The 25,700-nt window shown below is 32.8% G+C and carries 23 protein-coding genes; 12 read left to right on the top strand and 11 right to left on the bottom strand.

Annotation, left to right across the window (positions count from 1 at the left end; all coding sequences use genetic code 11):
• Positions 1-217 precede the first annotated feature (217 nt).
• Positions 218-826 (bottom strand): superoxide dismutase, encoded by a 609-nt coding sequence (locus DMZ43_RS04890; RefSeq protein WP_131506458.1) that lies wholly within the window; start codon positions 824-826, stop codon positions 218-220.
• A gap of 132 nt (positions 827-958) precedes the next feature.
• Between DMZ43_RS04890 and DMZ43_RS04885 the strand changes: the two genes are divergently transcribed.
• The 4 genes from DMZ43_RS04885 (at position 959) to DMZ43_RS04870 (ending at position 9,623) form a co-directional block, all read left to right on the top strand.
• Positions 959-4,105 (top strand): exodeoxyribonuclease V subunit beta, encoded by a 3,147-nt coding sequence (locus tag DMZ43_RS04885; protein ID WP_131506457.1) that lies wholly within the window; start codon positions 959-961, stop codon positions 4,103-4,105.
• A gap of 24 nt (positions 4,106-4,129) precedes the next feature.
• Complete coding sequence (kbl, locus tag DMZ43_RS04880; RefSeq protein ID WP_131506456.1) at positions 4,130-5,323, top strand: glycine C-acetyltransferase; 1,194 nt, start codon at positions 4,130-4,132, stop codon at positions 5,321-5,323.
• A gap of 124 nt (positions 5,324-5,447) precedes the next feature.
• On the top strand, positions 5,448-6,809 hold the full coding sequence (locus DMZ43_RS04875; protein ID WP_129759874.1) for an OmpA family protein: 1,362 nt from the start codon (positions 5,448-5,450) through the stop codon (positions 6,807-6,809).
• A gap of 72 nt (positions 6,810-6,881) precedes the next feature.
• Positions 6,882-9,623, top strand: a complete 2,742-nt coding sequence (locus DMZ43_RS04870; protein ID WP_131506455.1) for a PD-(D/E)XK nuclease family protein — start codon at positions 6,882-6,884, stop codon at positions 9,621-9,623.
• 7 nt (positions 9,624-9,630) lie between these two features.
• Here the strand turns inward: DMZ43_RS04870 and DMZ43_RS04865 are convergent, their stop codons facing one another.
• Both DMZ43_RS04865 and DMZ43_RS04860 read right to left on the bottom strand, forming a co-directional pair.
• The gene (locus DMZ43_RS04865; protein WP_131506454.1) at positions 9,631-11,976 is read right to left on the bottom strand and encodes a hybrid sensor histidine kinase/response regulator; all 2,346 of its coding nucleotides are present in this window, start codon (positions 11,974-11,976) and stop codon (positions 9,631-9,633) included.
• A 184-nt stretch (positions 11,977-12,160) separates the two neighbouring features.
• Positions 12,161-12,958, bottom strand: coding sequence for a universal stress protein (locus tag DMZ43_RS04860; protein ID WP_131506453.1), 798 nt, complete (start codon positions 12,956-12,958; stop codon positions 12,161-12,163).
• Positions 12,959-13,005: 47 nt separating this feature from the next.
• Between DMZ43_RS04860 and DMZ43_RS04855 the strand changes: the two genes are divergently transcribed.
• Both DMZ43_RS04855 and DMZ43_RS04850 read left to right on the top strand, forming a co-directional pair.
• Complete coding sequence (locus DMZ43_RS04855) at positions 13,006-13,506, top strand: GNAT family N-acetyltransferase (protein WP_131506452.1); 501 nt, start codon at positions 13,006-13,008, stop codon at positions 13,504-13,506.
• The gene (locus tag DMZ43_RS04850) at positions 13,503-14,837 is read left to right on the top strand and encodes an MATE family efflux transporter (protein WP_131506451.1); all 1,335 of its coding nucleotides are present in this window, start codon (positions 13,503-13,505) and stop codon (positions 14,835-14,837) included. Before DMZ43_RS04855 ends, DMZ43_RS04850 begins: the two co-directional genes overlap by 4 nt.
• Positions 14,838-14,949: 112 nt before the next feature.
• Here DMZ43_RS04850 and DMZ43_RS04845 read toward each other — a convergent pair whose 3' ends face one another.
• The gene (locus DMZ43_RS04845) at positions 14,950-15,609 is read right to left on the bottom strand and encodes a 2OG-Fe(II) oxygenase (RefSeq protein ID WP_238155772.1); all 660 of its coding nucleotides are present in this window, start codon (positions 15,607-15,609) and stop codon (positions 14,950-14,952) included.
• Positions 15,610-15,694: 85 nt separating this feature from the next.
• Between DMZ43_RS04845 and DMZ43_RS04840 the strand changes: the two genes are divergently transcribed.
• The 3 genes from DMZ43_RS04840 to DMZ43_RS04830 are packed head-to-tail and all read left to right on the top strand — an operon-like array spanning position 15,695 to position 17,334.
• Positions 15,695-16,144, top strand: a complete 450-nt coding sequence (locus DMZ43_RS04840) for a 6-carboxytetrahydropterin synthase (RefSeq protein WP_129759864.1) — start codon at positions 15,695-15,697, stop codon at positions 16,142-16,144.
• A complete protein-coding gene (locus tag DMZ43_RS04835; protein WP_131506450.1) occupies positions 16,145-16,585 on the top strand; it encodes a DinB family protein in 441 nt (146 codons plus the stop codon). It begins immediately after the preceding gene.
• Positions 16,582-17,334, top strand: a complete 753-nt coding sequence (locus tag DMZ43_RS04830) for a UDP-2,3-diacylglucosamine diphosphatase (RefSeq protein WP_131506449.1) — start codon at positions 16,582-16,584, stop codon at positions 17,332-17,334. Before DMZ43_RS04835 ends, DMZ43_RS04830 begins: the two co-directional genes overlap by 4 nt.
• On the opposite strand, the gene DMZ43_RS04825 is transcribed toward DMZ43_RS04830, so the two are convergent.
• From DMZ43_RS04825 to DMZ43_RS04805, 5 genes are all read right to left on the bottom strand, one after another.
• Positions 17,331-18,617: an MFS transporter gene (locus DMZ43_RS04825; RefSeq protein ID WP_131506448.1), complete on the bottom strand. Its 1,287-nt coding sequence runs from the start codon at positions 18,615-18,617 to the stop codon at positions 17,331-17,333. The genes DMZ43_RS04830 and DMZ43_RS04825 overlap by 4 nt on opposite strands.
• Positions 18,618-18,726: 109 nt before the next feature.
• On the bottom strand, positions 18,727-19,086 hold the full coding sequence (locus DMZ43_RS04820) for a hypothetical protein (RefSeq protein WP_131506447.1): 360 nt from the start codon (positions 19,084-19,086) through the stop codon (positions 18,727-18,729).
• Between the two features lie 58 nt (positions 19,087-19,144).
• Positions 19,145-20,068 (bottom strand): OmpA family protein, encoded by a 924-nt coding sequence (locus DMZ43_RS04815; RefSeq protein WP_238155771.1) that lies wholly within the window; start codon positions 20,066-20,068, stop codon positions 19,145-19,147.
• Positions 20,069-20,376: 308 nt separating this feature from the next.
• Positions 20,377-22,065 (bottom strand): single-stranded-DNA-specific exonuclease RecJ, encoded by a 1,689-nt coding sequence (gene recJ / locus DMZ43_RS04810; RefSeq protein ID WP_131506445.1) that lies wholly within the window; start codon positions 22,063-22,065, stop codon positions 20,377-20,379.
• A gap of 2 nt (positions 22,066-22,067) precedes the next feature.
• Positions 22,068-22,490, bottom strand: coding sequence for an OsmC family protein (locus tag DMZ43_RS04805; RefSeq protein WP_131506444.1), 423 nt, complete (start codon positions 22,488-22,490; stop codon positions 22,068-22,070).
• A gap of 133 nt (positions 22,491-22,623) precedes the next feature.
• On the opposite strand from DMZ43_RS04805, the gene DMZ43_RS04800 reads away from it, so the two are divergent.
• From DMZ43_RS04800 to DMZ43_RS15015, 3 genes are all read left to right on the top strand, one after another.
• A complete protein-coding gene (locus tag DMZ43_RS04800; RefSeq protein WP_131506443.1) occupies positions 22,624-23,214 on the top strand; it encodes a carboxymuconolactone decarboxylase family protein in 591 nt (196 codons plus the stop codon).
• 13 nt (positions 23,215-23,227) lie between these two features.
• The gene (locus tag DMZ43_RS04795) at positions 23,228-23,995 is read left to right on the top strand and encodes a toxin-antitoxin system YwqK family antitoxin (protein ID WP_131506442.1); all 768 of its coding nucleotides are present in this window, start codon (positions 23,228-23,230) and stop codon (positions 23,993-23,995) included.
• 237 nt (positions 23,996-24,232) lie between these two features.
• Positions 24,233-24,421 (top strand): hypothetical protein, encoded by a 189-nt coding sequence (locus DMZ43_RS15015; protein WP_238155770.1) that lies wholly within the window; start codon positions 24,233-24,235, stop codon positions 24,419-24,421.
• Here the strand turns inward: DMZ43_RS15015 and DMZ43_RS04790 are convergent.
• Positions 24,416-24,985: a uracil-DNA glycosylase family protein gene (locus DMZ43_RS04790; protein ID WP_131506441.1), complete on the bottom strand. Its 570-nt coding sequence runs from the start codon at positions 24,983-24,985 to the stop codon at positions 24,416-24,418. The genes DMZ43_RS15015 and DMZ43_RS04790 overlap by 6 nt on opposite strands.
• A 41-nt stretch (positions 24,986-25,026) precedes the next feature.
• On the bottom strand, positions 25,027-25,698 hold the full coding sequence (rsmI, locus tag DMZ43_RS04785; RefSeq protein WP_131506440.1) for a 16S rRNA (cytidine(1402)-2'-O)-methyltransferase: 672 nt from the start codon (positions 25,696-25,698) through the stop codon (positions 25,027-25,029).
• Positions 25,699-25,700 lie beyond the last annotated feature (2 nt).

Below are 25,700 nucleotides of genomic sequence, written 5' to 3'. Positions count from 1 at the left end.
AAAATCTTTTAAGCTAATTTATGTGTCGTTTATCTAATAAATTTAACAGTTTGAAACATGTCGCTATATATTTGCTGTCACCATAACATAAGTAGGTTAAGTTTATGGTAGATTTGGGGCAAAAAAGGTGGACACTCGTTCACCTTTTTTCATTTATAGAAATAAAAAAAACCAAGCCTATTCAGCTTGGTTCTTCATTAATTTATTTTTAGAAAAACTATTTTGCTTCTGCGTAACGTCTTTCTACTTCATTCCAGTTAATTACATTAAAAAATGCATTAATATAATCTGGTCTTCTATTTTGGTAATTTAAATAGTATGCGTGCTCCCAAACATCCAATCCTAAAATTGGTGTTCCTCCACAGCCTACTCCAGGCATTAATGGGTTATCTTGGTTTGGCGTAGAGCATACTTCAACTTTTCCGCCTTTATGTACACACAACCAAGCCCAACCTGAACCAAACTGAGTTGCTGCTGCTTTACTAAATGCATCTTTAAAAGCATCTACCGAACCAAATTCTGCTTCAATAGCATCTTTTAATTCTCCTGATAAATATCCTTTTCCTTCAGGATTCATAACATCCCAAAATAATGAGTGGTTGTAAAAACCTCCTCCATTATTTCTTACAGCCTTATTGTCCATATCTAAATTGTCTAAGATATTTTCAATTGTTTTTCCTTCTAAGTCTGTTCCTGCAATTGCATTATTTAGGTTGTTTGTATATCCTTGATGGTGCTTTGAATGGTGTATTTCCATTGTACGTGCATCAATATTTGGTTCTAAAGCATCGTAAGCATATTTTAATTTTGGTAATTCAAAAGCCATAATATTTGATTTTTATGTTGTTATTGTTTATTTCTTCAAATTTACACATAATACGCAAAAAAACAGATGATTTAAAATAATATATTGTTATCAATCTATTGATTGTTTTTATATTGTATCAAAAATTTCTACATGCTAAAAAACAGGGCTTTTACCATTTATAATGCATCTGCAGGTAGCGGAAAAACGTTTACACTGGTTAAAGAGTATTTGAAAATTTTACTGAACTCCAACAGCTTACTTGCTTTTAGAACTGTGTTAGCTCTAACCTTTACTAATAAGGCAGTAAATGAAATGAAAGAGCGTATTATAAATATGCTTAAAGCGTTTTCTGAGACTTCAATTATAGAACACCCTAATAGTATGTTCTCCCTTTTGGTTGAAGAGCTTGATATTTCGCCAAATGAGCTTCATGAAAAATCAAAAGTAATACTGCAAACTATTATTCATAACTATGCGTCTTTTGATATTTCAACTATTGACAAGTTTAACCATAGGCTTATTAGAACATTTGCACACGACTTAAAACTTCCTGTAAATTTTGAAGTTGAACTAGATACGCCTTATTTACTTGCCAAAGCTGTAGATAAGCTTATTGATAAAGCAGGAGAAGATGAGCAACTAACTAAAGTGCTGGTTGACTTTGCTATTGAAAAAGCCGATGACGATAGAAGCTGGGACATCTCTTATGATTTTAATACTATTGCTAAACTACTGGTTAATGAAAATGATATTGAATTTATTGAGCAACTTGAAAGCAAACAATTAAAGGATTTTTCAGATTTAAAGTCTGTACTTATTAAAACCCTCAAAGCCAAAGAGTCAAGCCTAGTAGAAACATCAAATAAAGTTTTAACGCTAATAAATGAAGCAGGTTTAGAACACAACGATTTTTCCAGAGGCTATTTACCTAAGTATTTTCAAAAACTTAGTAGTTCTGATGTAAATGTATCGTTTAATTTAGGTTGGCAAAACGACCTTCTTGAAGGCAACACCTTATACCCTAAACGTGTTTCAAATGAAGTTGCTGACACTATTAATGCTATACAGCCTCAACTTATTTTAGCTTTTAACGATACAAAACAAGCGGTTTCTGAATATAAATTTTTAAACAATTGCATAAAAAACATTACGCCTCTTTCGGTTTTAAACGCTATAAACAATACTTTAAATGAACTGAAAGAAGAAGACAACCTCTTACTGATTTCAGAATTTAATTCTATTATTCATAAAGAGATAAAACATCAACCAGCTCCTTTTATATATGAACGTTTGGGTGAAAAGTTTAAACATTATTTTATTGATGAGTTTCAAGACACTTCGGTTTTGCAATGGCAAAACCTGATTCCTTTAGCAGACAATGTGCTTTCAGGTGAGAATTTAAAAGGCGAAACAGGTTCCATAATGCTAGTTGGCGATGCTAAACAAGCCATTTACAGATGGAGAGGTGGAAAAGCAGAACAGTTTATTGATATGTATACCGAAAAGGTCAATCCGTTTCATATTGAGATTGCCACCAAGCATTTAGATTATAATTTTAGAAGTACTAAAACTGTTGTAGATTTTAATAATGATTTCTTTAAGCACATTAGTAGTTTTGCGCTATCAAGTCCTGAACATCAAGCTATTTATCAAGCGAGTTCACAAGACGTTTTTATTCAAGAAAACGGTTATGTAGAACTCTCATTTTTAAATACCAAAGATCAAGATAAGGATGAATTACATTGCGAAAAAACACTGTTCTCAATTTACAAGGCTTTGGACAATGGCTTTAAGCTAGGTGATATTTGTGTTATTACCCGAAAAAGTAAAGAAGGAATCGCAATTGCCGAATATTTAAGTCAAAATGGAATAAATGTAGTGTCTTCAGAATCGCTTATGCTCAAAAATGCTCCTGAGGTTAACTTTATAACGTCCATTTTACAACTAAGCATACAGCCTCAAAATAATGAAGTAAAATGTGATATTTTACTCTTCATTGCTGAACACAGCTTAAAACTTGAACAAAAACATGATTTTGTTAGTAGTTTGGTGCATTTACCATCAAGCAAACTATTTACTGCATTGAAAGAGTATGGTTTCAATTTTCACTTTGGGACATTTTCTAGCTTGCCAATTTATGAAGCCGTAGAACATATTATAAGAGCCTTTAAATTAAATACAACCTCAAATGCTTATATTCAGTTTTATTTAGATGAAATTCTCGATTTTTCACAAAAACACGGTTCTAGTATTTCTAGTTTTTTAGAGTTTTGGGAACGCAAAAAAGATAAGCTAAGTATTGTATCATCACAAAACGATAATGCAGTACAAATAATGACTATTCATAAATCTAAAGGATTAGAATTTCCTGTGGTGATTTTCCCTTATGCTAATCAGAATATTTATTTTGACATGTCTCCAAAAGTTTGGTTTCCTGTAAATACTGAAGCGTTTAATGGTTTCTCACACATGTACATCAACCTAAATAAAGACCTTGAGGAACTAGATAACACTGGTAACGAAATTTATACAAACTATCAATCTGAATTAGAGCTCGATGCCATTAACTTACTGTATGTTGTTATGACCAGAGCTGTTGAACAATTATATGTCATTTCAGAATATGACACAGACGCTAAAAACGAAGAGAAGCTAAAATACTATTCAGGGCTTTTTATCAATTTCTTAAAATCTAAAGCACTGTGGAATGACACTGAAACCGAATATACTTTTGGAAACCCAAAAAGAACATTGCAGTCGCATGAAGCAGAACCAACTGTTCAACAAGAGCTATTTATTTCTACTTCAAGAGCGCAACACAATTTAAATATCATTACCAATTCGGCTTATTTATGGGATACTGATCAAGAGAAATCTATTGAAAAAGGGAATTTGGTTCATAATATCATGGCTGAAATTAAAACCAAAGAAGATATTGATTTTGTGTTCAATCAGTACATCGAATCAGGAACTATCAATAGTCAACAATACGACGAACTAAAACCAATGGTTTTAAAAATTGTTGATCACCAACTCTTGAAACCTTACTTTGAAAGCGATAATTTGATTTACAATGAAAGAGATATCATTACTAAAGACGGTCAAATTTTACGACCAGACCGTTTAGTAATAAACACCAATAAAGCAATAATTATAGACTACAAAACTGGAGCTGAAAAAAGCTCTCATAAGCAACAATTAGAACTCTACACCTCAGTTTTACAAGACATGAATTACAACGTGACCAAAAAAATTCTTGTGTACATAAATGATGATATTCAGGTAAAAGAATTTTAACTTTGTAAAAAAACCAAAGACGATATGTACGGAAAGATACAACAACACTTACAAAACGAAATAAAAGACATAAAAGAAGCTGGTCTTTACAAAGAAGAACGTATAATTACTTCGCCTCAAGGTGCCGAAATTACTTTAACTACAGGAGAAAATGTTTTAAATTTTTGCGCTAATAATTACTTAGGTTTATCCTCACATCCTGAAGTTGTACAAGCAGCTAAAGACGCAATGGATACACATGGATTTGGAATGTCTTCTGTTCGTTTTATTTGCGGAACACAAGATATTCATAAAGAACTTGAAGAAAAAATAGCTGAGTTTTATGGTACTGAAGACACTATACTCTATGCCGCAGCTTTTGATGCTAATGGTGGTGTTTTTGAACCATTATTAGGAAAAGAAGATGCTATTATCTCTGACTCGCTTAACCACGCCTCAATAATTGATGGTGTTCGTTTATGTAAAGCAGCAAGATACCGTTATGAAAATAACAACATGGAAGATCTTGAAAAGCAATTAATTGCAGCTAATGAAAATGGAGCGCGTTTTAAAATTATTGTCACAGATGGAGTATTTTCAATGGATGGTTTAGTTGCGCCTTTAGATGAAATTTGCGACTTGGCTGATAAGTATGATGCGTTGGTTATGATTGATGAATGTCATGCTGCTGGTTTTATTGGTGAAACAGGTAGAGGAACACTTGAAGACAAAGGCGTTTTAGGACGAATAGATATTATAACCGGAACATTAGGTAAAGCTCTTGGAGGAGCAATGGGAGGTTATACAACTGGTAAAAAAGAAATTATTGAAATACTGCGTCAACGCTCAAGACCATATCTGTTTTCAAACTCATTGGCACCTGCAATTGTAGGAGCTTCTATTAAGGTTTTTGATATGCTTGCCAAAGACACCTCATTAAGAGATACTTTAGAAAGCAATACTGCTTATTTTAAAAAAGGGTTAAAAGACGCTGGTTTTGACATCATTGACGGAGACTCAGCTATTGTTCCTGTGATGCTATATGATGCTAAATTGTCTCAAAAAATGGCAAAAATGCTCTTAAACGAAGGAATATACGTGATTGGATTCTTTTTCCCTGTAGTTCCTAAAGAAAAAGCAAGAATTAGAGTACAACTCTCGGCAGCACACACAAAAGAGCACTTAGATAAGGCTATTGCTGCTTTTATTAAGGTTGGAAAATCTTTAGAAATAATTTAAATTTGTTCCAAACACCTCTATTTTAGGGCAAATAATCAATATTTTTATATATTTGTCTTTGTTAATAAAATTTAACAACTTACTTTTGCTTACAATTAACACTTAAAATTAAAATTATTAGAATATGAAAAATCTTAGCAGATTATTTTTCGCTATGTTGCTTTTATTAAGCTTCAATGCTAATGCACAAGATGAAAACAATCCTTGGGCTGTTGGAATTGGTGTAAATGCAGTTGACTTTTATCCTACTGGAGAAGATGCTCCGTTAGGTGAATACTTTGACGAGTTTTTCAACCTTAGTGATCACTACAACTTTTTGCCATCATTATCTACAGTATCTGTTTCTAGATATTTAAGTGATGGGTTTACATTAACTGCTGCTGGTTCTATCAATGAAATTGATAGCTTTGGTGATTCTACAGTTGACGATTTATCTTACTACGCTTTAGATGGTACAGTAAAATATAGCTTTGCAAAATTAATCAACTCTAAATTAATTGACCCTTACTTAGGAGTAGGTGGTGGTTACACTTGGATCAACGAAATCGGAGCTGGTACATTAAATGGTACTGCAGGTTTTAACCTTTGGTTTAGTGAAAACGTTGGTTTAACTGTACAAACATCTTACAAACATGCATTTGAAGATTATTTAGCTACTCACTTCCAACATTCAGTTGGTCTTGCTATCAAATTTGGTGGAAAAGATACTGATGGAGATGGTATATATGACAAAGATGATGCTTGTCCAGACGTTCCTGGTTTAGAAGCATTCAACGGTTGTCCAGATTCTGACAACGATGGTATTGAAGATTCTAAAGACGATTGTCCTAACGAAGCTGGTTTAGCTGAGTTTAACGGTTGCCCTGATACTGATGGTGACGGTGTTGCTGATAAAGATGATAACTGTCCTACAGTTGCTGGTTTAAAAGCTTTAGCTGGATGTCCAGATGCTGATGGTGACGGTGTTGCTGATAAAGATGACAAATGTCCTAACGAAGCTGGTCCTGCTGCTAACAACGGTTGCCCATGGCCAGATACTGATGGTGACGGTGTATTAGACAAAGACGATAAATGTCCTAACGAAGCTGGTACTGTTGCTAACAATGGTTGCCCAGAAGTTCTTCCTACTGCTGAAGTAATGGAAACTTTAAACAACTACGCTAGAACTATCTTATTTGATACTGGAAAATCTTCTTTCAAAAAAGAAACTGATCCTGTATTACAAGCTATGACTGCTATCTTTAAAGAATATCCACAAGCTAACTTCTCTATTGAAGGACACACTGATAGCGTTGGATCTAAATCATCTAACCAATTATTATCTGAAAGAAGAGCTAACGCTGTAAGAGATTACTTAATCGCTAACGGTATCAACGCTGACAGATTAACTGCTGCTGGTTTTGGTGAAGCTAACCCAATAGATTCTAACTCTACTGCTTCTGGAAGAAAAAACAACAGACGTGTAGAAGTAAAACTTAAAAAATAATTAAGTTTTAAAACACTATAAAATAAGTTTAAAAAACGCTCCGAAATTCGGAGCGTTTTTTATTTTTATGATATGACAAGTTTTATAGAAGAGGTTATTATTGACATACATGAAAAAAGCCTCAACGTTTCAGAATTAACCTTTGTACTTCCTAGTAAAAGAGCTGGTGTTTTCTTAAAACACGAATTATCTAAAGTATTTAAAAGCACTTTTTTTGCACCTGAAATTCTTTCTACTGAAACATTTGTAGAAACACTATCTAACTTACAATACATCAATAATACCGAGTTGATTTTTGAGTTTTATGATGTATATCTTAAGGTAACTCCAAAAGAAAATGTGGAGCCCTTTGACCAATTTTATAAATGGGCTCAAATACTGCTTCAGGATTTTAATGAAATAGACCGTTATCTTGTAGCGCCTCAAAATATTTTTGATTACTTAACTGCTATTAAAGAAATAGAGCATCATCATTGGTCAGTTGATGAAAATCAAACCGATTATATTAAAAACTATCTAGCCTTTTGGAAACGTTTAAAACAATATTATGAGTTATTAAACGACCAACTCATTTCAAAGCGAAAAGGATACCAAGGCTTGGTGTATAGAGAAGCAGTAAATAACCTTGAGCAGTTTACAGCTGCAAACCAAGAAAAGACATTTGTGTTTGTTGGTTTTAACGCACTTAACAAAGCCGAAGAAACCATAATACAAGAACTTTTACAACAAGATATAGCTATTATCTATTGGGATTTAGACCAACGATTTTTTAAAGATTCAATTCATGATGCTGGTATGTTTATAAGACAACATAAAGCGAATTGGCCTTATTTTAGAAAAAATCCTATCAATTGGTTATCGAACAATTATTCCAAACCAAAGACTATAGATATTATTGGTACTCCAAAAAATATTGGTCAAGTAAAATATATAGGTGAGTTGCTACAGCGTTTAAAACACAAGAAGAGCTCATTAAAAAACACAGCTGTTGTTTTAGGCAATGAAAGCCTATTAATGCCTTTATTAAATTCAATGCCTGAAGATATTGGTCCCATTAATATTACTATGGGTTTGCCTTTAAATGCAATTCCATTGGCGTCTTTGTTTGAAAAACTATTTGCAATTCAAAAATCAACTTCAAAAACTCTGTATTACAAAGATGTAATAACAATACTGTCCCATCAATTTATAAAACCGCTTCTTGTTTATAATGATATTGACCATGCAGATACAATAATTGACCATATTCAAAACAATAATATTGCTAATATTACTGCTGAAGGAATTACTGAATTAGCTCCATCTAAAACAGAGTTATTAGAACTCCTTTTCAATAATTGGAACAATAATCCAAGAAGTGGCTTATCAAATTGTAGCAAACTTATCATGTCTATTAAAGCGTTTTTAGACAAGGATAAATCAAAACAATTACTCTCATTAGAGTACTTATATAGGTTTAATGAAATATTCAATACATTAAGACTAATGTTGACAAAACATGAGCATATTGAATCTATAAATACTTTACATGGTTTATATAGAGAACTTATTAAAAACGAAACATTAGATTTTAAGGGAGAACCTCTGCAAGGTCTTCAAATTATGGGAATGCTAGAATCTCGAGTTCTCGATTTTGAGACAGTTATTATTGCTTCGGTTAATGAAGGTGTGCTACCTGCTGGAAAAAGTAATAATTCTTTTATTCCTTTTGATGTTAAAATAGAAAACAACCTGCCAACCTATAAGGAAAAAGATGCAGTTTACACATATCATTTTTATAGGCTATTACAACGAGCTAACACTGTTTTTTTGGTTTACAATACCGAACCAGATGTGTTACAAGGCAATGAAAAAAGTAGATTTATCACTCAATTAGAAATTGATGACACACACAATATTAACCATTACATAGTGTCGCCTAAAGTACCTGCTATTCAACAAAGTCTCACTCAAATTAAAAAGACTGATGCAGTACTATCTCGCATAAAAGAAATTGCAGAAAAAGGGTTCTCGCCTTCTTCATTAACAAATTACATTAGAAACCCAATTGACTTTTATAAGCAAAAAATTCTCGGAATTAAAGAGTTTGATGATGTTGAAGAAACTGTTGCAGCTAATACGTTAGGAACTACAATCCACAACACTTTAGAGGACTTTTATACGCCTTACATTGGCAAAGAGCTTACTTCTAAAGACGTTGAAGCAATGAAGCCTAAAATACATGATACTGTTTTAAAGCACTTTAAAAATGAATATAAAAAAGGGGATACCACAAAAGGTAAAAACCTTATCATTTTTGAAATAGCAAAGCGGTATGTTTCTAATTTTTTAGATTTAGAAATAGATGCGCTTCAGCAAGGAAATACTATAAAAATTATTTCGGTTGAAGAAGATAATAAAGTGAAAATTGATATTCCTGAACTAGACTTTCCTGTTTATTTAACAGGAAAAGTGGACCGAATTGATGAGTTTAATGGTACTACTCGTATTATTGATTATAAATCTGGAAAAGTAGAGGCTTCTAAAGTTAAAATTTCTCAATGGGAAGATCTAACTACCGACTATGATAAATACAGTAAACCATTTCAAATACTGGCTTATGCTTATATGTTAAACTCTAAAAAGCCGTTTACAGCACCTGTTGAAGCAGGAATAATTTCGTTTAAAAACTTAGGCAGTGGGTTTTTAAAATTCACTGAAAACAAAAACACATTAATTTCTCAAGAAACCTTAGAGAACTATACGGTAGAGTTAAAAAATCTTATTTTAGAAATTTGTAATCCAAATATCGATTTTATAGAAAAAGAAGTTTAAAGCCCACTTATGCTATTTGTAGTTTAGGTTTACAGCAGTAATTTATTTTTTCCATTAATAAGTCTTTATTTACTGGTTTGGTCATATAGTCATTCATACCAATATCAAGCACTCGTTGTCTGGTTTCTTGCATTGCATCAGCAGTTACTGCTATAATAGGAATTTCGCCAATAACTTGTCCTAATGTTCCACTTCTAATAATTTTTGTGGCTTCATAACCATCCATTACTGGCATTTGTAAATCCATTAAGACAACATCGTAAACATCTTTTTTTAGAATTTCTAAAGCCTCCTGACCGTTTTGCGCCACAGCAAAATTAATATGCTCTGAACTTCCTAAAAGCTTGCGCATAATCATTTGGTTCATCACATTGTCTTCAACCACCAAGACTTTTAAAGGGTCTTTTTGGTTAACATTTAAAAAAGATTCCTCTTTAGGTTTACTAATAACTTCTAAAGGAAGCTCAACAAAAACCTTAGTCCCTTTTCCTTCGCTACTTTCTATACTAATTGTACCGTTAAAAAGTTCAACTAAATACTTTGCGATGGTCATTCCTAAACCAATTCCTCCAAATTGCCTTTTGTTATCATGCTTCATTTGGTTAAAACTATCAAACATATTCTCTTTCATATCATCAGACATTCCAACACCTGTGTCAGAAACCACAAAAGAAAAACGTGACAGATCATTTGGCTGTTGAGTACAGCTAAGTTTTAAATGAACGCCTCCTTTTATTGTAAATTTAATGGCGTTGTTAAGGATGTTGTTTATTATTTGAACAAAACGCTCTTTATCTCCTTTTACTCTCGTAGGAATGTTGTAATCCATTTCAAAAGCATAAGTCAACCCTTTTTTTTCGGCTTCTAACTTCCAATTTGAGCTTATCTGATTAAGTACTACAGAAGGGTTAAACTCTTCACTTCTTAGCTTAAGTTCTTTCTTTTCAATCTTTTCAAAATCTAGAATATCATTTACGTTACTCAACAAACTAAGAGACGCATTTTTAATGATTTCAAAATTCTTTCTGCTTGTATTGCTTTTATTAGTTTCTAATTGATTCTCAGCAATACCCATAATAGCATTTATGGGTGTTCGTAATTCATGACTCATGTTAGACATAAAATACGTTTTTAGTTTACTAATCTCTTCCGATTTCTTTAACGCTAAGACCTGAGATTTCTCCTTTTCCATACGTAACTTTTTGATAAGATTAGTCATGGAAAGCGATAAGAAAATCACCTCAAACCCTGAACCAAATTTGGCACTATTGAGTGTGTAAAAATTGTTTGGTAATAGGCTTAAATTATTCATTACAAAGCCTAATAAACCTATTACTAAAAAGAAAATTCCAATAGAAAAATAAGGATCTATTTTTATCTTTTTAAAACGTATTATAAATAATGTAGCAAGTATAAAAACTAAGCTTATAAGCCCATTTAAGTTTGCTATTGGATAGGTAAGTTCAAGTGTCTTTTCACTAAAGAACACCATAACAAATAATACAGCAATAAAAACATAAATGCCTTTAAAAACACTGTATATTTTTGGTGTTCGCTGTTTTACCTTTAAAAAGTACTCGCAGTATTTAAGTAAAAAGAAGTTTGATGCCAATGCAGCTATCATTACTGCTCTACTATTTATAAAGCCTCCTTTTGGAAATACGTATTGAAAGATTAAACCATCTAATGCACCTTGCATTAAAGCAATTGAAAACACATAAAGCCCATAATACAAAAATGTTTTTTCTTTTAAACTGGTGTAAAAGAAAAGATAAATTACACCTGCAAGAAATAACAACCCATAAAACAACCCTAAAAATAATTGCTGTTTATAGTTTATTACCCAAAAATCAAACTCACTATAAATGTCTAATGGTATGTTTATGGTTTCACCATCACTTGCTAAATGCAAATAAAATTGCTGGGTTGTATTAGCTGGTAATGTTATTTTGAAAATGGTTTCTCTATGTTCAACCTGCCTTTCATTAAAAGGAATTTGATCTCCACTACTAAACTTTTCAATACCATTTTTTGATATTTGATATAAATCAGCAATATCAGTTATTGGTCTTGCTGTTTGCAGATAGTACGTTTTTGATTCGCTATCTGGATTAAAAAGTTTAAATCTGGTCCAAAAACTCTGTGAAGTAAAACCAATACTATGATTGTCAGAAGCAAGTGGAGTAAATTCTAAATCACTGTTTAAAACCTCTTCAATTGATAATTCAGGTTTGTCAGTTGCAGTAAACTCAGCAAAATTGTAAAGTTTGTTTGAAGACTCTTCTAAGTTATATGCATTTTCTTGCGCATACAATCCTATACTGAGCAGACAGAATAGTAGTATAAATTTCATTTGGGGTGCTATTAATCAGTCGAAACTTACAAAAAAGCCTTATCGAGTATCAAAAAACTCGATTATAAGTCACAAAAATACCGTTAACAGTATAAAGTTGTCAATATCTTAGACAAACTGTGGCGTAAAAGTAATTGACCTTTTACTATCAATTCAAAATTCTAACAATAAGCTAATGCTAAAATTATTTTAATCCGCTAAGTACTAAAACAGGTAGCTTAGAGCTATGAAAATCTCTTTTAAGTATTGTGTTTTTCTCCCAAAGTTTAGTGAAGAACCCTCTTTTACGTCTTACCACACAAAGTAAGTCAGGGTCATTGTCTTTGTAATGCTCCAATACGCCTTGAAATGTAGTAGCATTTTCGCTTTTGGTAGTTTTGGTTATTAATGTTGAAAGTTCTTGATCTACGTCAAAGTCACCTTCATTATAAAAAGGTGTTTTCACCAATAAAAGATTTACAATTGACTTGAAATGGTCTTTAATAGATTTTAGTGGTATTAGTGCATTATGATTTTTAATAACAGCAGATTTTAATGCCATTAAAATATATACAATAGGCTTAAACACATATCCTTCAGGTACTATTAATGCTGGTATATTGGTTTGTTTAATAATCTTTCCAGACGTTTTACCCAAATACACTTCTTCTTTAACCGAATTTGTTCTTGGCTCAATCATTATTAAATCAATATCTAATGATTTACAAACCAATTCAAGCGTATCAACAAGTTTTCCTTTAAAGGTTTTAATCACTACCTCAACACCCTTTTTATCTACTTTATCTACATGAGATTTTAAAAACTCCAAACTCTCACGCTCCAAAATATCATCTACTTTTATCATAGTTCCTGCCTTGGTATACACGTTATAAACTTGTACTACATACAACTTTGCACCAAACGCTTTAGCAAAATCAACTGCATACTGTAAATGACTTACTGCATTTTTGGACGAACCAACAGGAACTAAAATATTCTTCATATTCTATAAATTAAAAGTAAATTTACTCGCAAAAATAAACATTATTAATGATTCGCAAAGCTACGCTTAACGATATTGGCTCTATACTACAGCTCACTAACGCTTGTGCTAAACACATGATAGCTAACAACATTTATCAATGGAATAAGCATTATCCAAGTGAAAATGCTTTTTTAAATGATGTAGCACGATCAGAACTTTATGTATTGGAAATTGGCAACACTATTATTGGATGTGTAGTAATTTCTACTTTAATGGATGAAGAATATATACCTATTGAATGGCTCACTAAAAATGAAAAAAACATTTACATTCATAGGTTAGCTGTTCACCCTAACCATCAAGGAAAAGGGTATGCACAACAGTTTATGGACTTTGCTGAAATATTTGCAAAAACAAACGATTACGAATCAGTTAGACTTGATACATTTTCTCAAAATAAAAGAAATCAAAAATTTTACGAACAAAGAGGTTACAAACGTTTAGGTGACATTTATTTTCCTAAACAAAGTGAATATCCTTTTTACTGTTACGAATTGGTATTTTGAATATAGACATAAGCACAAAACATATTAACCGATTAGCAATACCTGCATTAATTTCAGGGATTTCAGAACCTATATTATCGCTTACTGATGCTGCAATTATTGGTAATATTCCAATAAATACAGCAGAGTCAATCGCTGCTGTTGGTATTGTTGGCACGTTTTTATCTATGCTTATCTGGATTTTTGGACAAACGCGAAGTGCTATTTCGTCAATTATTTCGCAATACCTTGGTGCAAATAAAATTAATGAAGTTAAAAATCTGCCTGCACAAGCTATTTTAATTATAACATCTTTAAGCTTGTTGATTATCGTAGGCACTTATCCGTTTACAAATTCTATTTTCAAACTCTATAATGCCTCTGGTTTAATTCTAGAATACTGTAGTGAATATTACAAAATTAGAGTGTTTGGGTTTCCGTTTACCTTATTTACCATTGCAGTTTTTGGAACATTTAGAGGTTTACAAAACACCTTTCATCCTATGATAATTGCAGTTGTTGGTGCTTTAACAAATATTGTTTTAGATATTGTTTTAGTGTATGGCGTTGAAGGGTTTATTGCGCCAATGCATATTAAAGGTGCTGCATACGCAAGTGTTGTTGCTCAATTGTTAATGGCTTTGCTTTCAGCTTACTTTATACTTAAAAAAACCGATGTTCCGCTTATGGTTAAGCTGCCTTTTAACAAAGAGATTAAAAACTTCTCTTTAATGGTGCTTAATTTATTTGTACGCACCTTAGCGCTAAACATCACATTATATTTTGCAACTAGGTTTGCTACAGCCTATGGCAAAAATTATATTGCTGCTTATACTATTGCCATTAACCTCTGGTTTTTTGGTGCATTTGTTATTGATGGTTATGCGAGTGCTGGTAACATTTTATCAGGAAAACTCTTTGGTGCAAAACAGTATAGTGATTTGATTAAATTAAGTAATACCTTAATTAAATATGGAATTGGTTTAGGTATTGTTTTAGCAGTTTTAGGAGGTATTCTTTATTATCCAATTGGACGATTATTCACTCAAGAAACTGCTGTTTTAGATGAATTTTACTCAGTATTTTGGATTGTATTAGCAATGCAACCTCTTTGTGCTTTAGCCTTTATTTTTGATGGCGTTTTTAAAGGCTTAGGAAAAATGAAAATACTGCGTAATTTACTTTTAGCTTCTACGTTTTTGGTATTTGTGCCTGCGCTTTTTTTACTAGATAACTACAACCTTAAGTTACACGCTGTATTTATTGCGTTAACCATTTGGATTATAGCCAGAGGCATTCCGTTAATTATAAAATTTAGAAAACTATTTTTGCCACTTACACAAAAGCAGTAACTTTAGGGTTTTAATAGTTCAAAAAAACAATTATGGGCAATAGACTGTTTCTTATACTGGCAATCGTATTAATAATTATTTACTTCTATAACCGAAGAAAAAGACGTTAGTCTTATCTGGTTTTTAACCATCCTGTAATACTTAAACGTTCTGTTTCTACAGGTTTTACTTCGTGTTCTATAATTTGACTTTCAAAAATGACTACGCGTCCAGGAAAAGGATAAATGCTTTTTGGAACCTCATTTCCGTTTTCATCAAGATACAATACAAGTTCACCTCCATTTTCAGGCTGCCAATCTTCGTCATTTAAGTAACAAACAAACGACAGTTTTCTTCTATCATCATTTTGAAATGTATCTAAATGACGCTTATAAAACGTTCCTTTTGGATATAATGCATAATGAAATTCCTTGTGTAATATTCCTAAAAAACAAGTTTTGTTTAAGTAGTTTACTAAGCTGTTTATTTTGTTGAAAAACAATTGCTCTGCTGCGTTAGCTTTAGTTTCATCTATCCATAAAATCACATCGCCACGAATAGACTTTACAATCACTTCATTAACGCGATTACCAATAGCTGCTTTTTTAAACCGATCTTCTTCATGTTTTTCTAACAACGATTGCCTTAAAGCATGCACTTCTTCTTTAGAAAAAAAGTCTTCAACAATACTGTATTGTTGCGAAATAATATCGCTGATAACCTTTTCGTACTGAGGGTTTTCAACAAAATCGATATTCTCAAAAATTTGAGATTCAACCATAGTATCTTTCATAATTTTTAAACAAAAGCGCGCAAAAGTAATCTAAAAATCAATTGCTTTTACAAATTCAATATCTTTGTAATGAAAATATTTTTTGATGAGTAATATTAGAATTACAAAACAGTTTTCGTTTGAAACAGGACATGCACTTTACGGCTATGATGGAAAGTGCAAAAACGTACATGGACACAGCTATAAACTATCGGTTACAGTTATTGGTCAACCTATAGCAGACAACACCAATGTTAAATTTGGAATGGTTATAGACTTTAGCGATTTAAAAAAAATTGTAAAAGAAGAAATAGTTGATGTTTTTGATCATGCTACAGTGTTCAACAAAAACACGCCTCATGTGGAGTTAGCAAAAGAACTTGAAGATAGAGGACATAATGTATTGTTGGTAAATTACCAACCAACCAGTGAGATGATGGTCATTGATTTTGCTGAAAAAATCAAAACCAGATTACCAAAAAACATAAAACTGCATTCCTTAAAGCTTCAGGAAACCGAAACCAGTTTTGCCGAATGGTATGCTAGCGACAATTAAATGAAACCATTTTTTAAAAGCATATTTGATTATCATCACTACTTTAACCAAAAGTTGATAGAACTGTTTTTGGAACATTCTGCTTTAATATCAAAAAGAACCATTCCGTTGTTTTCGCATTGCTTAAACGCACATCAAATATGGAATGCACGAATATTGAAAACAGACTCGTTTGGAGTACACCAATTACATGCACTTAAAAAGTGTAAAGACATAGACAAAACCAACTATGTTGATACATTAAAAATTATTGATACTTTTGATTTTGAAGAAACAATAAAGTACACAAATTCAAAAGGCGATAATTTTGAAAACACAGTACAAGATATTTTGTTTCATATCGCTAATCATTTTACGCACCATAAAGGGCAACTTATTTCCGATTTAAGACAACAAGAAATTGAGCCACCAGTAACTGATTACATTTTTTATAAACGATGAACATCCCAAAAGGAAAAAAAATATACTTCGCTTCTGATAATCATTTAGGAGCGCCAAATAAAAAGGCATCGCTTCCTCGTGAAAAAAAGTTTGTAGCTTGGTTAGACGAGATTAAAAAAGATGCTGCTGCAATTTTCTTAATGGGAGATTTGTTCGATTTTTGGTTTGAATACAAAACAGTAGTGCCAAAAGGATTTACTCGTACACTTGGTAAATTGGCAGAAATCTCTGATTCTGGTATTCCTATTTACTATTTTGTTGGCAATCATGATTTATGGATGAATGGCTATTTTGAAGAAGAACTTAACATTCCTGTATACCATAAGCCTAAAGAGTTTACATTTAATAACACGAGCTTTTTCATTGGTCATGGTGACGGATTAGGTCCTGGAGACAAGGGTTATAAACGTATGAAAAAGGTGTTTACCAATCGCTTTTGTAAATGGTTGTTTCGTTGGTTACATCCTGATTTAGGCGTGAAGTTAGCACAATACCTATCAGTTGAAAACAAATTGATTTCAGGTGAAGAAGATGCTAAATTTTTAGGTGAAGATAATGAATGGTTAGTACAATACTGTAAACGCAAACAGTCTGAAAAACATCGCGATTTTTATATTTTTGGTCACAGACATTTACCGCTTGAAATTGCGTTGGAAAACAATTCAAAATACATTAACCTTGGTGATTGGATCAACTACTATACCTATGGCGTTTTTGATGGAACAACAATGGAACTAAAAACGTATTAGTCTTCTTTTTCGTGTTCTTCTAAATCTTTTGTCAAGTCCAATTTTCTAAATGAAGGCGAAACCAATCCTGTTGTAATTACAGTAATCAATGTCATTGTTCCTCCAAAAACTACAGCAGTAACTGTTCCCATTAATTTTGCAGTCAAACCACTTTCAAAAGCTCCCAATTCGTTTGAAGAACCAACAAACATTGAGTTTACCGAAGACACACGACCTCGCATATGGTCTGGTGTTTTTAGTTGCAAAATGGTTTGCCTGATTACCATAGACACACCATCAAACACTCCACTAAAAAACAAAGCTGCTACTGAAAGCCAAAATACGGTTGACACCCCAAAAGCAATAATACTCAACCCAAAACCAAACACAGCTACTAGCAGTTTAATACCAGCTTTCTTTACAATAGGAATATATGCAGTAACCAACATAGTTAAAAACGAACCAATGTTAGGTGCAGCTACCAAAATTCCAAAACCTTCAGGTCCTACTTTTAAAATATCAGTAGCGAAAACTGCTGCCAAGGCAATTGCACCACCAAACAATACCGAAATCATATCTAGGGTTAAGGCTCCCAAAATAGCTTTTGTTTTAAACACAAATGAAACACCTTCTTTTAAACTTTTAACTACTGGTTCTCCAATGTTTGGGTTAAGAATGGGTTTGCGTTTAATTTGATATAACATTATCAGTGAAAACATTACTAAACCAAACACAATACAAAGCGACCAATGCACACCCATTTGTTCATTCTCTCCAAGCCAACCAATTGAAAATCCTGCGAAAGTGACACCTAAAACTCTTGCCATTTGCCATGTAGAACTGTTCCAAGTAGCTGCATTAGGATATATTTTTTTAGGAACAATTAAAGCCACTAACGAAAAAATAGTTGGGCCAAAAAACGAACGTAGCAGTCCTCCAAAAAATACTAAAGCATAAATACAATAGAGTATTTGTTTTGTGGACCATGTTTCAAAAACACTTGGAGACGTAATCCAAAATAATCCAAAACTAATAATTGAAAACAGAGCAATACAAAGTGCTAAAAGATTCCGCTTTTCTTTTTGGTCTACAATATGTCCTGCAAAAAGCGCCATTCCTAATGCAGGAATAATCTCCATAAGTCCAATTAAACCAATATATAATGGGTCTTTGGTGAGTGCATAGACTTGCCATTCAATAATTATAAATTGCATTGACCATGCAAAAACCAAAGCAAAACGAACTAGTATAAATAAATTGAACTCTTTATATCGAAGCGCTGCGTAAGGGTCTTTTTTTGCCATATTCATTTCCTATGGAAACAGGAATTTAAAGAGGTTTTTCAAGATGATAACCTCTCAAAACTGTTGGTTTAGATTTTGACACAAAAGTAAAACATCCAAGTTTCTTATTTTAATTTTTGCAAAGCGTCTCTAAATAATACTCTAAATCTAACTGAAATAATGTGCCTTTTATTAAATCTTCAACTTGAGATAATTCCTTTTCATTAACCGCAATATCTATTTTATTACTTGGTGTTTTAAGCAGAATGTTTTTACTATCAATGTTTGATTGACAACAACTACAAGGTTGCGTGTTTTTTGCGGCACAAACACAATTATAAAACTGCTTTATCTCGTTATGTGTAAGATAAAAACCCATATCTCTAAATATAAGTTGCACTTTACCTTTTACCTTTTCGGTTTGAGGGTTAATCCATTTAAAAGAAATTCCGAAATTATTATGGTATATTTTGTAGATATCTTGTTCCATGAGAAGTGGTTTTATACTACAAAGATAAAATTATTTAGAATAAATCTAAATAAAGAATTTATTTTTTGATAAGTTTAAACTCTACTCGTCGGTTTATTGCTCTATTTGCTTCTGTATCATTACTTACTTTTGGTTTAGAGCTTCCAAACCCAAACCATTTTACTTTATGACTTTCTAACCCTTTTTCAACTAAAAAATTGGAAACAGCTTCTGCTCGTTGCTTTGATAATTCTTCGTTTCTTGTTTCTGTACCAATAGCATCTGTATGTCCATAAACTTCTATGTGGAGTTCAGGATGTTCTTTTAAATAGTCATACAAAGTATTAAGTTCTACTTTAGAAGTTTCTAAAAGAGTGGCTTTATCAAAATCAAACAACACATTTTTAAAGACATAGGTTGTGTTGTTTTTAAATGACTCTTTAGTAGTGTTGTTAGTGTGTGAAGTCATTTTTTCTTCAGTTGATTTCTCAGTTGCTTCAACTGAAACCTCATCAATATAGTAGTAAGAAAACTTATTGTCTTTTCGGCTAACCGTTAATATTTCCTTTAGTTCTGTTTTACCATCTTTATTAAAATTTCCTATGGATAAAAAGTTTTCAAATCCTGAAGCAACAAATTCAAAAGACAGTTCTTCCCATGTGTCTCTTTCCTCTAAAAAACCTTCATTTTTCAAAGAGTGTAACATGAACCTTTGGGTAGTTGCTCTTTTAGGAACTATTACTTTTTCACAACTGTTTTTATCAAAACAGCTTTTTATTTTTTCTTCAGTAAATAACACTTGAAGTTCCTTAATGGCATGCGTAGCCATATCTGCAAGACTTACATAGAATTTTACTTTGTACGTTTTTCCTGCGATTAAAGGCTCTTTTAATTCTCCTTGAATATACTCTCTGTAATTACTATAAGGTGAAAATGTATAAATGCCACAGTATGTATTCCCTTCTTTAGGACTTTGCTGACCGTTGTAGTTTTTCGTTCCCAAGTTAGAACTACAGGTTAGAAAAGAATCTGTACTTCCATTGTTGGGCTTCGACCAATTTAAAGTTTGACTATCAAAGTCTCCCAAAAACACAAAGCACTTGTCTCTCTTTCTATGTTCAAAACTTGGATTTTTAACCAAATTTTGTGAAAAAAGAATTGTTTGAAACAAAAGGGAAAAAGTGAGTAGTTTATACTTCATTTTAGAAAAACGGAAACTGAAAGAAATTATTTTAATTTAACCTTGTCTTCCCATACTACAGCACGAAATCCATCATATAGATTCTGAATCAAGTTCAGAATGACAAAGCTTTATTTTATGTCTCTCAACTTTAACTGTAAACTCACATGCCCTTGCCAATGGTTTTCGTCTATGGAATACACTGCTTTAAACCGTTTTTTATTCGTAATTAAATCGTATTTGTCTCCTAAGCCAAAACCTATACCTACAAGTTTTTCTTGTCCTGTTTGAGTTACTGTAATACGTAAGTGTTTATCATCTTCACCCACACATTTTCCATAACCAGTATCTTTAAGGTTCTCACTCATAAAAATAGGTGTCATATTACTAGGTCCAAAAGGTGCAAACTGACGAATAATACGCCACAATTTATCATTAACCTGAGGCAAGCTAATCAGCATATCTACTTTTATTTCAGGAACCAACAAGGTTTTATCTATTGTCTTAGAAACTTCGTCTTCAAAGGCTTGTTTAAAGGCTTCATAGTTTTCTTCTTTTAAGGTAAGTCCTGCTGCATATTTATGACCTCCAAACTGCTCGATATGTGCGCTACAAGCCTCTAGTGCATTATACACATCAAAACCAGAAACCGAACGTGCTGAAGCTGCAAGCTTATCGCCACTTTTAGTAAAGACTAGTGTTGGTCTGTAATAGGTTTCGGTTAAACGTGACGCAACAATACCTATTACACCTTTGTGCCACTCTTCATGATATACAACTGTTGTGAAACGCTCCTCTTCATTATGCGCTTTTATTTGTTGAAGTGCTTCTTCTGTTATTTGTTGATCTGCTTCTCTCCTATCAGTATTAAACGCTTCAATTTCTTCAGCGTATTGTTTGGCTTGGTTAAAATTGGTTTCTGTTAAAAGCGCTACAGCATAATCACCATGTTGCATTCGCCCTGCAGCATTAATACGAGGAGCCACAATAAATACAACATCAGTAATAGTAAGTTCCTCTTTTTTTACTTGATCGATAATAGCTTGTATTCCTGGTCTAGGATTTTTATTAATCACTTGCAGCCCATAATACGCCAAAGTCCTATTTTCTCCTGTAATAGGAACAATGTCTGCGCCAATTGCTGTTGCGACCAAGTCGAGATATTCAGTTAAATCCTCTGCAGATTTTCCTTCTTTTGAAGCCAATGCTTGTATGAGTTTAAAGCCTACACCACATCCACAAAGCTCCTTGTAAGGATACTCACAGTCGTCTCGTTTTGGGTCTAAAACAGCACTAGCATTTGGTAACTCATCACCTGGTCTGTGATGGTCACAAATGATAAAATCAATGCCTTTTTCTTTAGCGTAAGCTACTTTATCAATAGCTTTTACACCACAATCTAAAGCGATAATAAGTGAAAACTCATTGTCATGCGCAAAATCGATACCTTTAAAAGACACTCCATAACCTTCGTCGTAACGGTCTGGAATATAAGTAGCCACTTGATTAGTTTTTGTTTTAAGATATGAACTCATTAAAGCCACTGAAGACGTTCCATCTACATCATAATCGCCATACACCAAAATGTTTTCGTTGTTAGCCAACGCTTGCTCAATACGATTAACCGCTTTATCCATATCTTTCATTAAAAACGGATTGTGCAAATCTTTTAAGCTTGGGCGAAAAAAGGTTTTAGCTGCTTCATAAGTCTCAATGCCTCGTTGCAATAATAGTGTAGCAACAATCTCATCAACCTGAAGTGCTTCTTGTAGTTGTTTTAATTTTTCAGTATTTGGTTTTGGCTTTAAAGTCCAGCGCATACTTATGAATTGTGATAATGAATTGCCGTTTTTACATTAGCAAATTTGCGAAACATTTCCATCACACCACAGTATTTTTCAACCGATAGGTCTACCGCTTTCTTTATTTTGTCTTCGTTTAAATCATCACCATAAAAATGATATTCAACTGAAACAGTATGGTAATATTTCGGGTGTTCATCGGTCAATTCTCCATAAGTGTCAATTCTGAAATCAGAAATTTTCACTTTCATTTTATCTAAAATAGATACCACGTCTAAACCTGAACATCCTGCTAGTGACGATAACATCATTGCCTTTGGTCGTAACCCTGAATTATGTCCTCCATGTTCTTCCGAAGTATCCATAAATAGGGTTTTTCCGCTTGGGTTATCAGATTCAAACTGCGAATTTCCTTTCCAATGTGTAGAGACTTTATTTGTCATGTTTGAAGATTTTTTTGTTTATTGTAATGAATAAATTTTTAATTACTTAAGACGTAAAAGACCTCTTAAAATTTCATTAAATTACAAAAAAGAGGTGTCTTATTACTTCAAAAATACCACTAAAAAATAGATTATGCCATTAGTCACTCCGTTATCTCCAGACCACGATGCTGAAACTCAAAAACTAGCCGATTTTTACAATGAAACCTTAGGGTTTTGTCCAAATTCGGTATTAACTATGCAACGTCGTCCTGACATTTCAAAAGCATTTATCAACCTCAACAAAGCAGTTATGGCGAATGAAGGTAAAGTTACTTCGGCCTTAAAGCGTATGATTGCTTGGGTGAGTAGCAACGCTACAGGTTGTCGTTATTGTCAAGCGCATGCTATAAGAGCAGCGGAACGCTATGGAGCAGAACAGGAACAACTAGATAATATTTGGGAGTATAGAACGCATCCTGCGTTTTCTGAAGCTGAACGTGCAGCTCTTGATTTTAGTTTGGCTGCTAGTCAAGTACCAAATGCTGTTGACGACTCCATAAAAACACGATTGTATGAGCATTGGAACGAAGGTGAAATTGTGGAGATGTTAGGTGTCATTTCGTTGTTTGGTTACCTAAACCGTTGGAATGATAGCATGGGAACAAGTATTGAAAATGGAGCTGTTGAAAGTGGAGAACAGTATTTAGGAAAACACGGTTGGAATAAAGGGAAACATATTTAACACTCCACATCACATGAAAAAAACACTATGCCTTTTTCTTTTATCACTATTCTTTATTGCTTGTAAAAACCAAACTGAAAAAACAGATAAGTCTTTTACTTTTATAGAGCAAGGACAGTATGTGGTTGATTCTTATAATGGTCATTCTATTTACAGAGATAAAAAGAATAAAAAAATAATGGATGGTTACTATGTTGTGGGTAATGAACTTACCAAATGGGAAGAGTTTAGTGTAAAAGAAGGCTTGCTAGATGGTGATTATTTACTTTTTCATAATAATGGCGAAATCTTCTCTCATGCCATTTATTCTAAAGGTAAAAAACATGGAGCTGAAAAAACGTATTACCCTTCTGGGACGTTGAAAAAAACCGTTATGTATGCCAATGATGTGATAACTGGAACTGTTGAAACGTATTTTGAAAGCGGTCAAGTTGCCACTAAAGCAACTTATAAAGACGGAAAATCTGTAGAGTCTTCATCTTATGACATTTTAGGAAATATTGTATCGCAAACCTTTATAAAAGACGGTAGAACTATTACCCAAACCATAAGAGGCGGTAAAGTATATAGTGAACAGATTAACTCCAACTACGACAGCTTTGAAGCCACCAAATTTTATAATGAAGACGGGAGTCTTGCTAAGTTTTTACGATTTTTTGAAGATGGTGATACAGCTTACCTTATTGAACTTGATGAAGATGGCAACGAGATAAAACGTTTAAACGCAAAAGAAAACCCACAAGAACTATTAGAATACCAAAAGTATTTTATTGGGTTATAAAACAACTGATTCTTCACTTAATTTCTTTTTAAAATCAAATACAACTTTGTTTGCTGTTGTATTGATTTCCTAGATATATATTGCTCTTCTCGAAGCTACTTGTTGTATTAGGTATTAATGAATCTGATTTGAATTTCAAACAGAAAATATGCCTTTTCGTTATATAAATATGACAACTTAAACCTTGTCACAGTTGTATCTATCAGCTTAGTTTAATTTAGTTTAAAATTTAAAATAATGGCGTTTATTGAGCATTTATGGTTAGCAACTATAATCATTGTTATTATAAAAGAAATAGGTAAATCATATAGAATTAAACAATTTAAAAAAATTAATAATTCAAAAATTGAATCTATTGGAAATTATGAGAAGAACAGTAAATATTCGATACCTAATTGGAAGAAAAACAACAAGAAAAGTTTATAAAACTCTTATAACTCTCTTCTGCAACTCTGGCAACACCTCAACTTCAAACCAAGGGTTTTTGCTTAGCCAAAATCGGTTTCTTGGGCTTGGGTGAGGTAACGGAAAATAGTGTGGCAAATACGTTTTAAAGTCTTTTACTGTTTTGGTAAGTGTTTGCTTCGCCTTCTCTTTTAAATAATACTTCTGCGCATACATACCTATTAAAATCACAAGTTCTACTTTGGGCATTTGCTGTAACAACAACTCATGCCATTGTGGAGCACATTCTTGTCGTGGTGGTAAATCGCCACTCTTCCCTTTTCCTGGATAACAAAAACCCATAGGTATAATGGCAAAATGTTCAGGGTTGTAAAACTCTTGGTCAGTAACATTAAGCCATGTTCTAAGTTGCTTTCCACTAGCATCATCCCAAGGAATTCCAGATGCGTGTACTTTGGTTCCTGGTGCTTGACCAATAATTACAATTTTAGAGTTTTTATGTGCTGAAACAACTGGGTTTGGACCAAGTGGCAAATGGTCTTTACAGATAGTACATTGCTTTATGTTGTTTAGTAGTTCTTGCATAAAACAGTTTTTAATTCTGAATCCAATTTCAGAATTTCAAATTACTTCTTCCCAGCAACCACAATTACAATTTCGCCTTTTGGTGGCTTGTTTGTGTAGTATTCTAAAACCTCTTTTGCAGTACCTCTAACCGTTTCTTCATAGAGTTTTGTTAACTCTCTAGAAACAGATACTTGGCGATCTTCACCAAAGTACTCACAAAAATTAGTAAGTGTTTTTATAAGTTTGTGAGGGCTTTCATAAAAAATCATGGTTCTGGTTTCTTCTGCTAAAAAAGTCAATCGTGTTTGTCTCCCTTTTTTAACAGGCAAAAAGCCTTCAAACACAAATTTATCGTTAGGCAAACCACTATTTACTAAAGCAGGTACAAAAGCGGTTGCTCCTGGTAAACACTCTACTTCAATAGCGTTTTCAACACAAGCTCTCGTTAATAAAAATCCAGGATCTGAAATTGCTGGTGTTCCTGCATCGCTTATAAGCGCTATTGTTGTTCCGCTTTTTAGTTTATTTACTAAATTTTCAACCATTTTATGCTCATTATGCATGTGGTGCGATTGCATAGGAGTAGTTATTTCAAAATGCTTTAGTAATTTCCCTGAAGTACGTGTGTCTTCAGCTAAAATTAAATCGGCTTGTTCTAATACTTCAACAGCCCTAAAAGTCATGTCTTTTAGGTTTCCTATTGGTGTGGGTACAATATAAAGTTTGCTCATAA

The sequence above is a fragment of the Meridianimaribacter sp. CL38 genome, assembly GCF_004328055.1.
GTDB classification, from domain to species: Bacteria; Bacteroidota; Bacteroidia; order Flavobacteriales; family Flavobacteriaceae; genus Gaetbulibacter_B; species Gaetbulibacter_B jejuensis.
This window is presented reverse-complemented; position numbering and strand designations above follow the sequence as displayed.

Excerpts from the sequence above, each read along its gene's own strand:
- DMZ43_RS04890 (WP_131506458.1), bottom strand. The coding sequence starts at position 826 with ATGGCTTTTGAATTACCAAAATTAAAATATGCTTACGATGCTTTAGAA.
- DMZ43_RS04885 (WP_131506457.1), top strand. The coding sequence starts at position 959 with ATGCTAAAAAACAGGGCTTTTACCATTTATAATGCATCTGCAGGTAGC.
- kbl (WP_131506456.1), top strand. The coding sequence starts at position 4,130 with ATGTACGGAAAGATACAACAACACTTACAAAACGAAATAAAAGACATA.
- DMZ43_RS04875 (WP_129759874.1), top strand. The coding sequence starts at position 5,448 with ATGAAAAATCTTAGCAGATTATTTTTCGCTATGTTGCTTTTATTAAGC.
- DMZ43_RS04870 (WP_131506455.1), top strand. The coding sequence starts at position 6,882 with ATGACAAGTTTTATAGAAGAGGTTATTATTGACATACATGAAAAAAGC.
- DMZ43_RS04865 (WP_131506454.1), bottom strand. The coding sequence starts at position 11,976 with ATGAAATTTATACTACTATTCTGTCTGCTCAGTATAGGATTGTATGCG.
- DMZ43_RS04860 (WP_131506453.1), bottom strand. The coding sequence starts at position 12,958 with ATGAAGAATATTTTAGTTCCTGTTGGTTCGTCCAAAAATGCAGTAAGT.
- DMZ43_RS04855 (WP_131506452.1), top strand. The coding sequence starts at position 13,006 with ATGATTCGCAAAGCTACGCTTAACGATATTGGCTCTATACTACAGCTC.
- DMZ43_RS04845 (WP_238155772.1), bottom strand. The coding sequence starts at position 15,609 with ATGAAAGATACTATGGTTGAATCTCAAATTTTTGAGAATATCGATTTT.
- DMZ43_RS04840 (WP_129759864.1), top strand. The coding sequence starts at position 15,695 with ATGAGTAATATTAGAATTACAAAACAGTTTTCGTTTGAAACAGGACAT.
- DMZ43_RS04835 (WP_131506450.1), top strand. The coding sequence starts at position 16,145 with ATGAAACCATTTTTTAAAAGCATATTTGATTATCATCACTACTTTAAC.
- DMZ43_RS04830 (WP_131506449.1), top strand. The coding sequence starts at position 16,582 with ATGAACATCCCAAAAGGAAAAAAAATATACTTCGCTTCTGATAATCAT.
- DMZ43_RS04825 (WP_131506448.1), bottom strand. The coding sequence starts at position 18,617 with ATGGCAAAAAAAGACCCTTACGCAGCGCTTCGATATAAAGAGTTCAAT.
- DMZ43_RS04820 (WP_131506447.1), bottom strand. The coding sequence starts at position 19,086 with ATGGAACAAGATATCTACAAAATATACCATAATAATTTCGGAATTTCT.
- recJ (WP_131506445.1), bottom strand. The coding sequence starts at position 22,065 with ATGCGCTGGACTTTAAAGCCAAAACCAAATACTGAAAAATTAAAACAA.
- DMZ43_RS04805 (WP_131506444.1), bottom strand. The coding sequence starts at position 22,490 with ATGACAAATAAAGTCTCTACACATTGGAAAGGAAATTCGCAGTTTGAA.
- DMZ43_RS04800 (WP_131506443.1), top strand. The coding sequence starts at position 22,624 with ATGCCATTAGTCACTCCGTTATCTCCAGACCACGATGCTGAAACTCAA.
- DMZ43_RS04795 (WP_131506442.1), top strand. The coding sequence starts at position 23,228 with ATGAAAAAAACACTATGCCTTTTTCTTTTATCACTATTCTTTATTGCT.
- DMZ43_RS15015 (WP_238155770.1), top strand. The coding sequence starts at position 24,233 with ATGGCGTTTATTGAGCATTTATGGTTAGCAACTATAATCATTGTTATT.
- DMZ43_RS04790 (WP_131506441.1), bottom strand. The coding sequence starts at position 24,985 with ATGCAAGAACTACTAAACAACATAAAGCAATGTACTATCTGTAAAGAC.
- rsmI (WP_131506440.1), bottom strand. The coding sequence starts at position 25,698 with ATGAGCAAACTTTATATTGTACCCACACCAATAGGAAACCTAAAAGAC.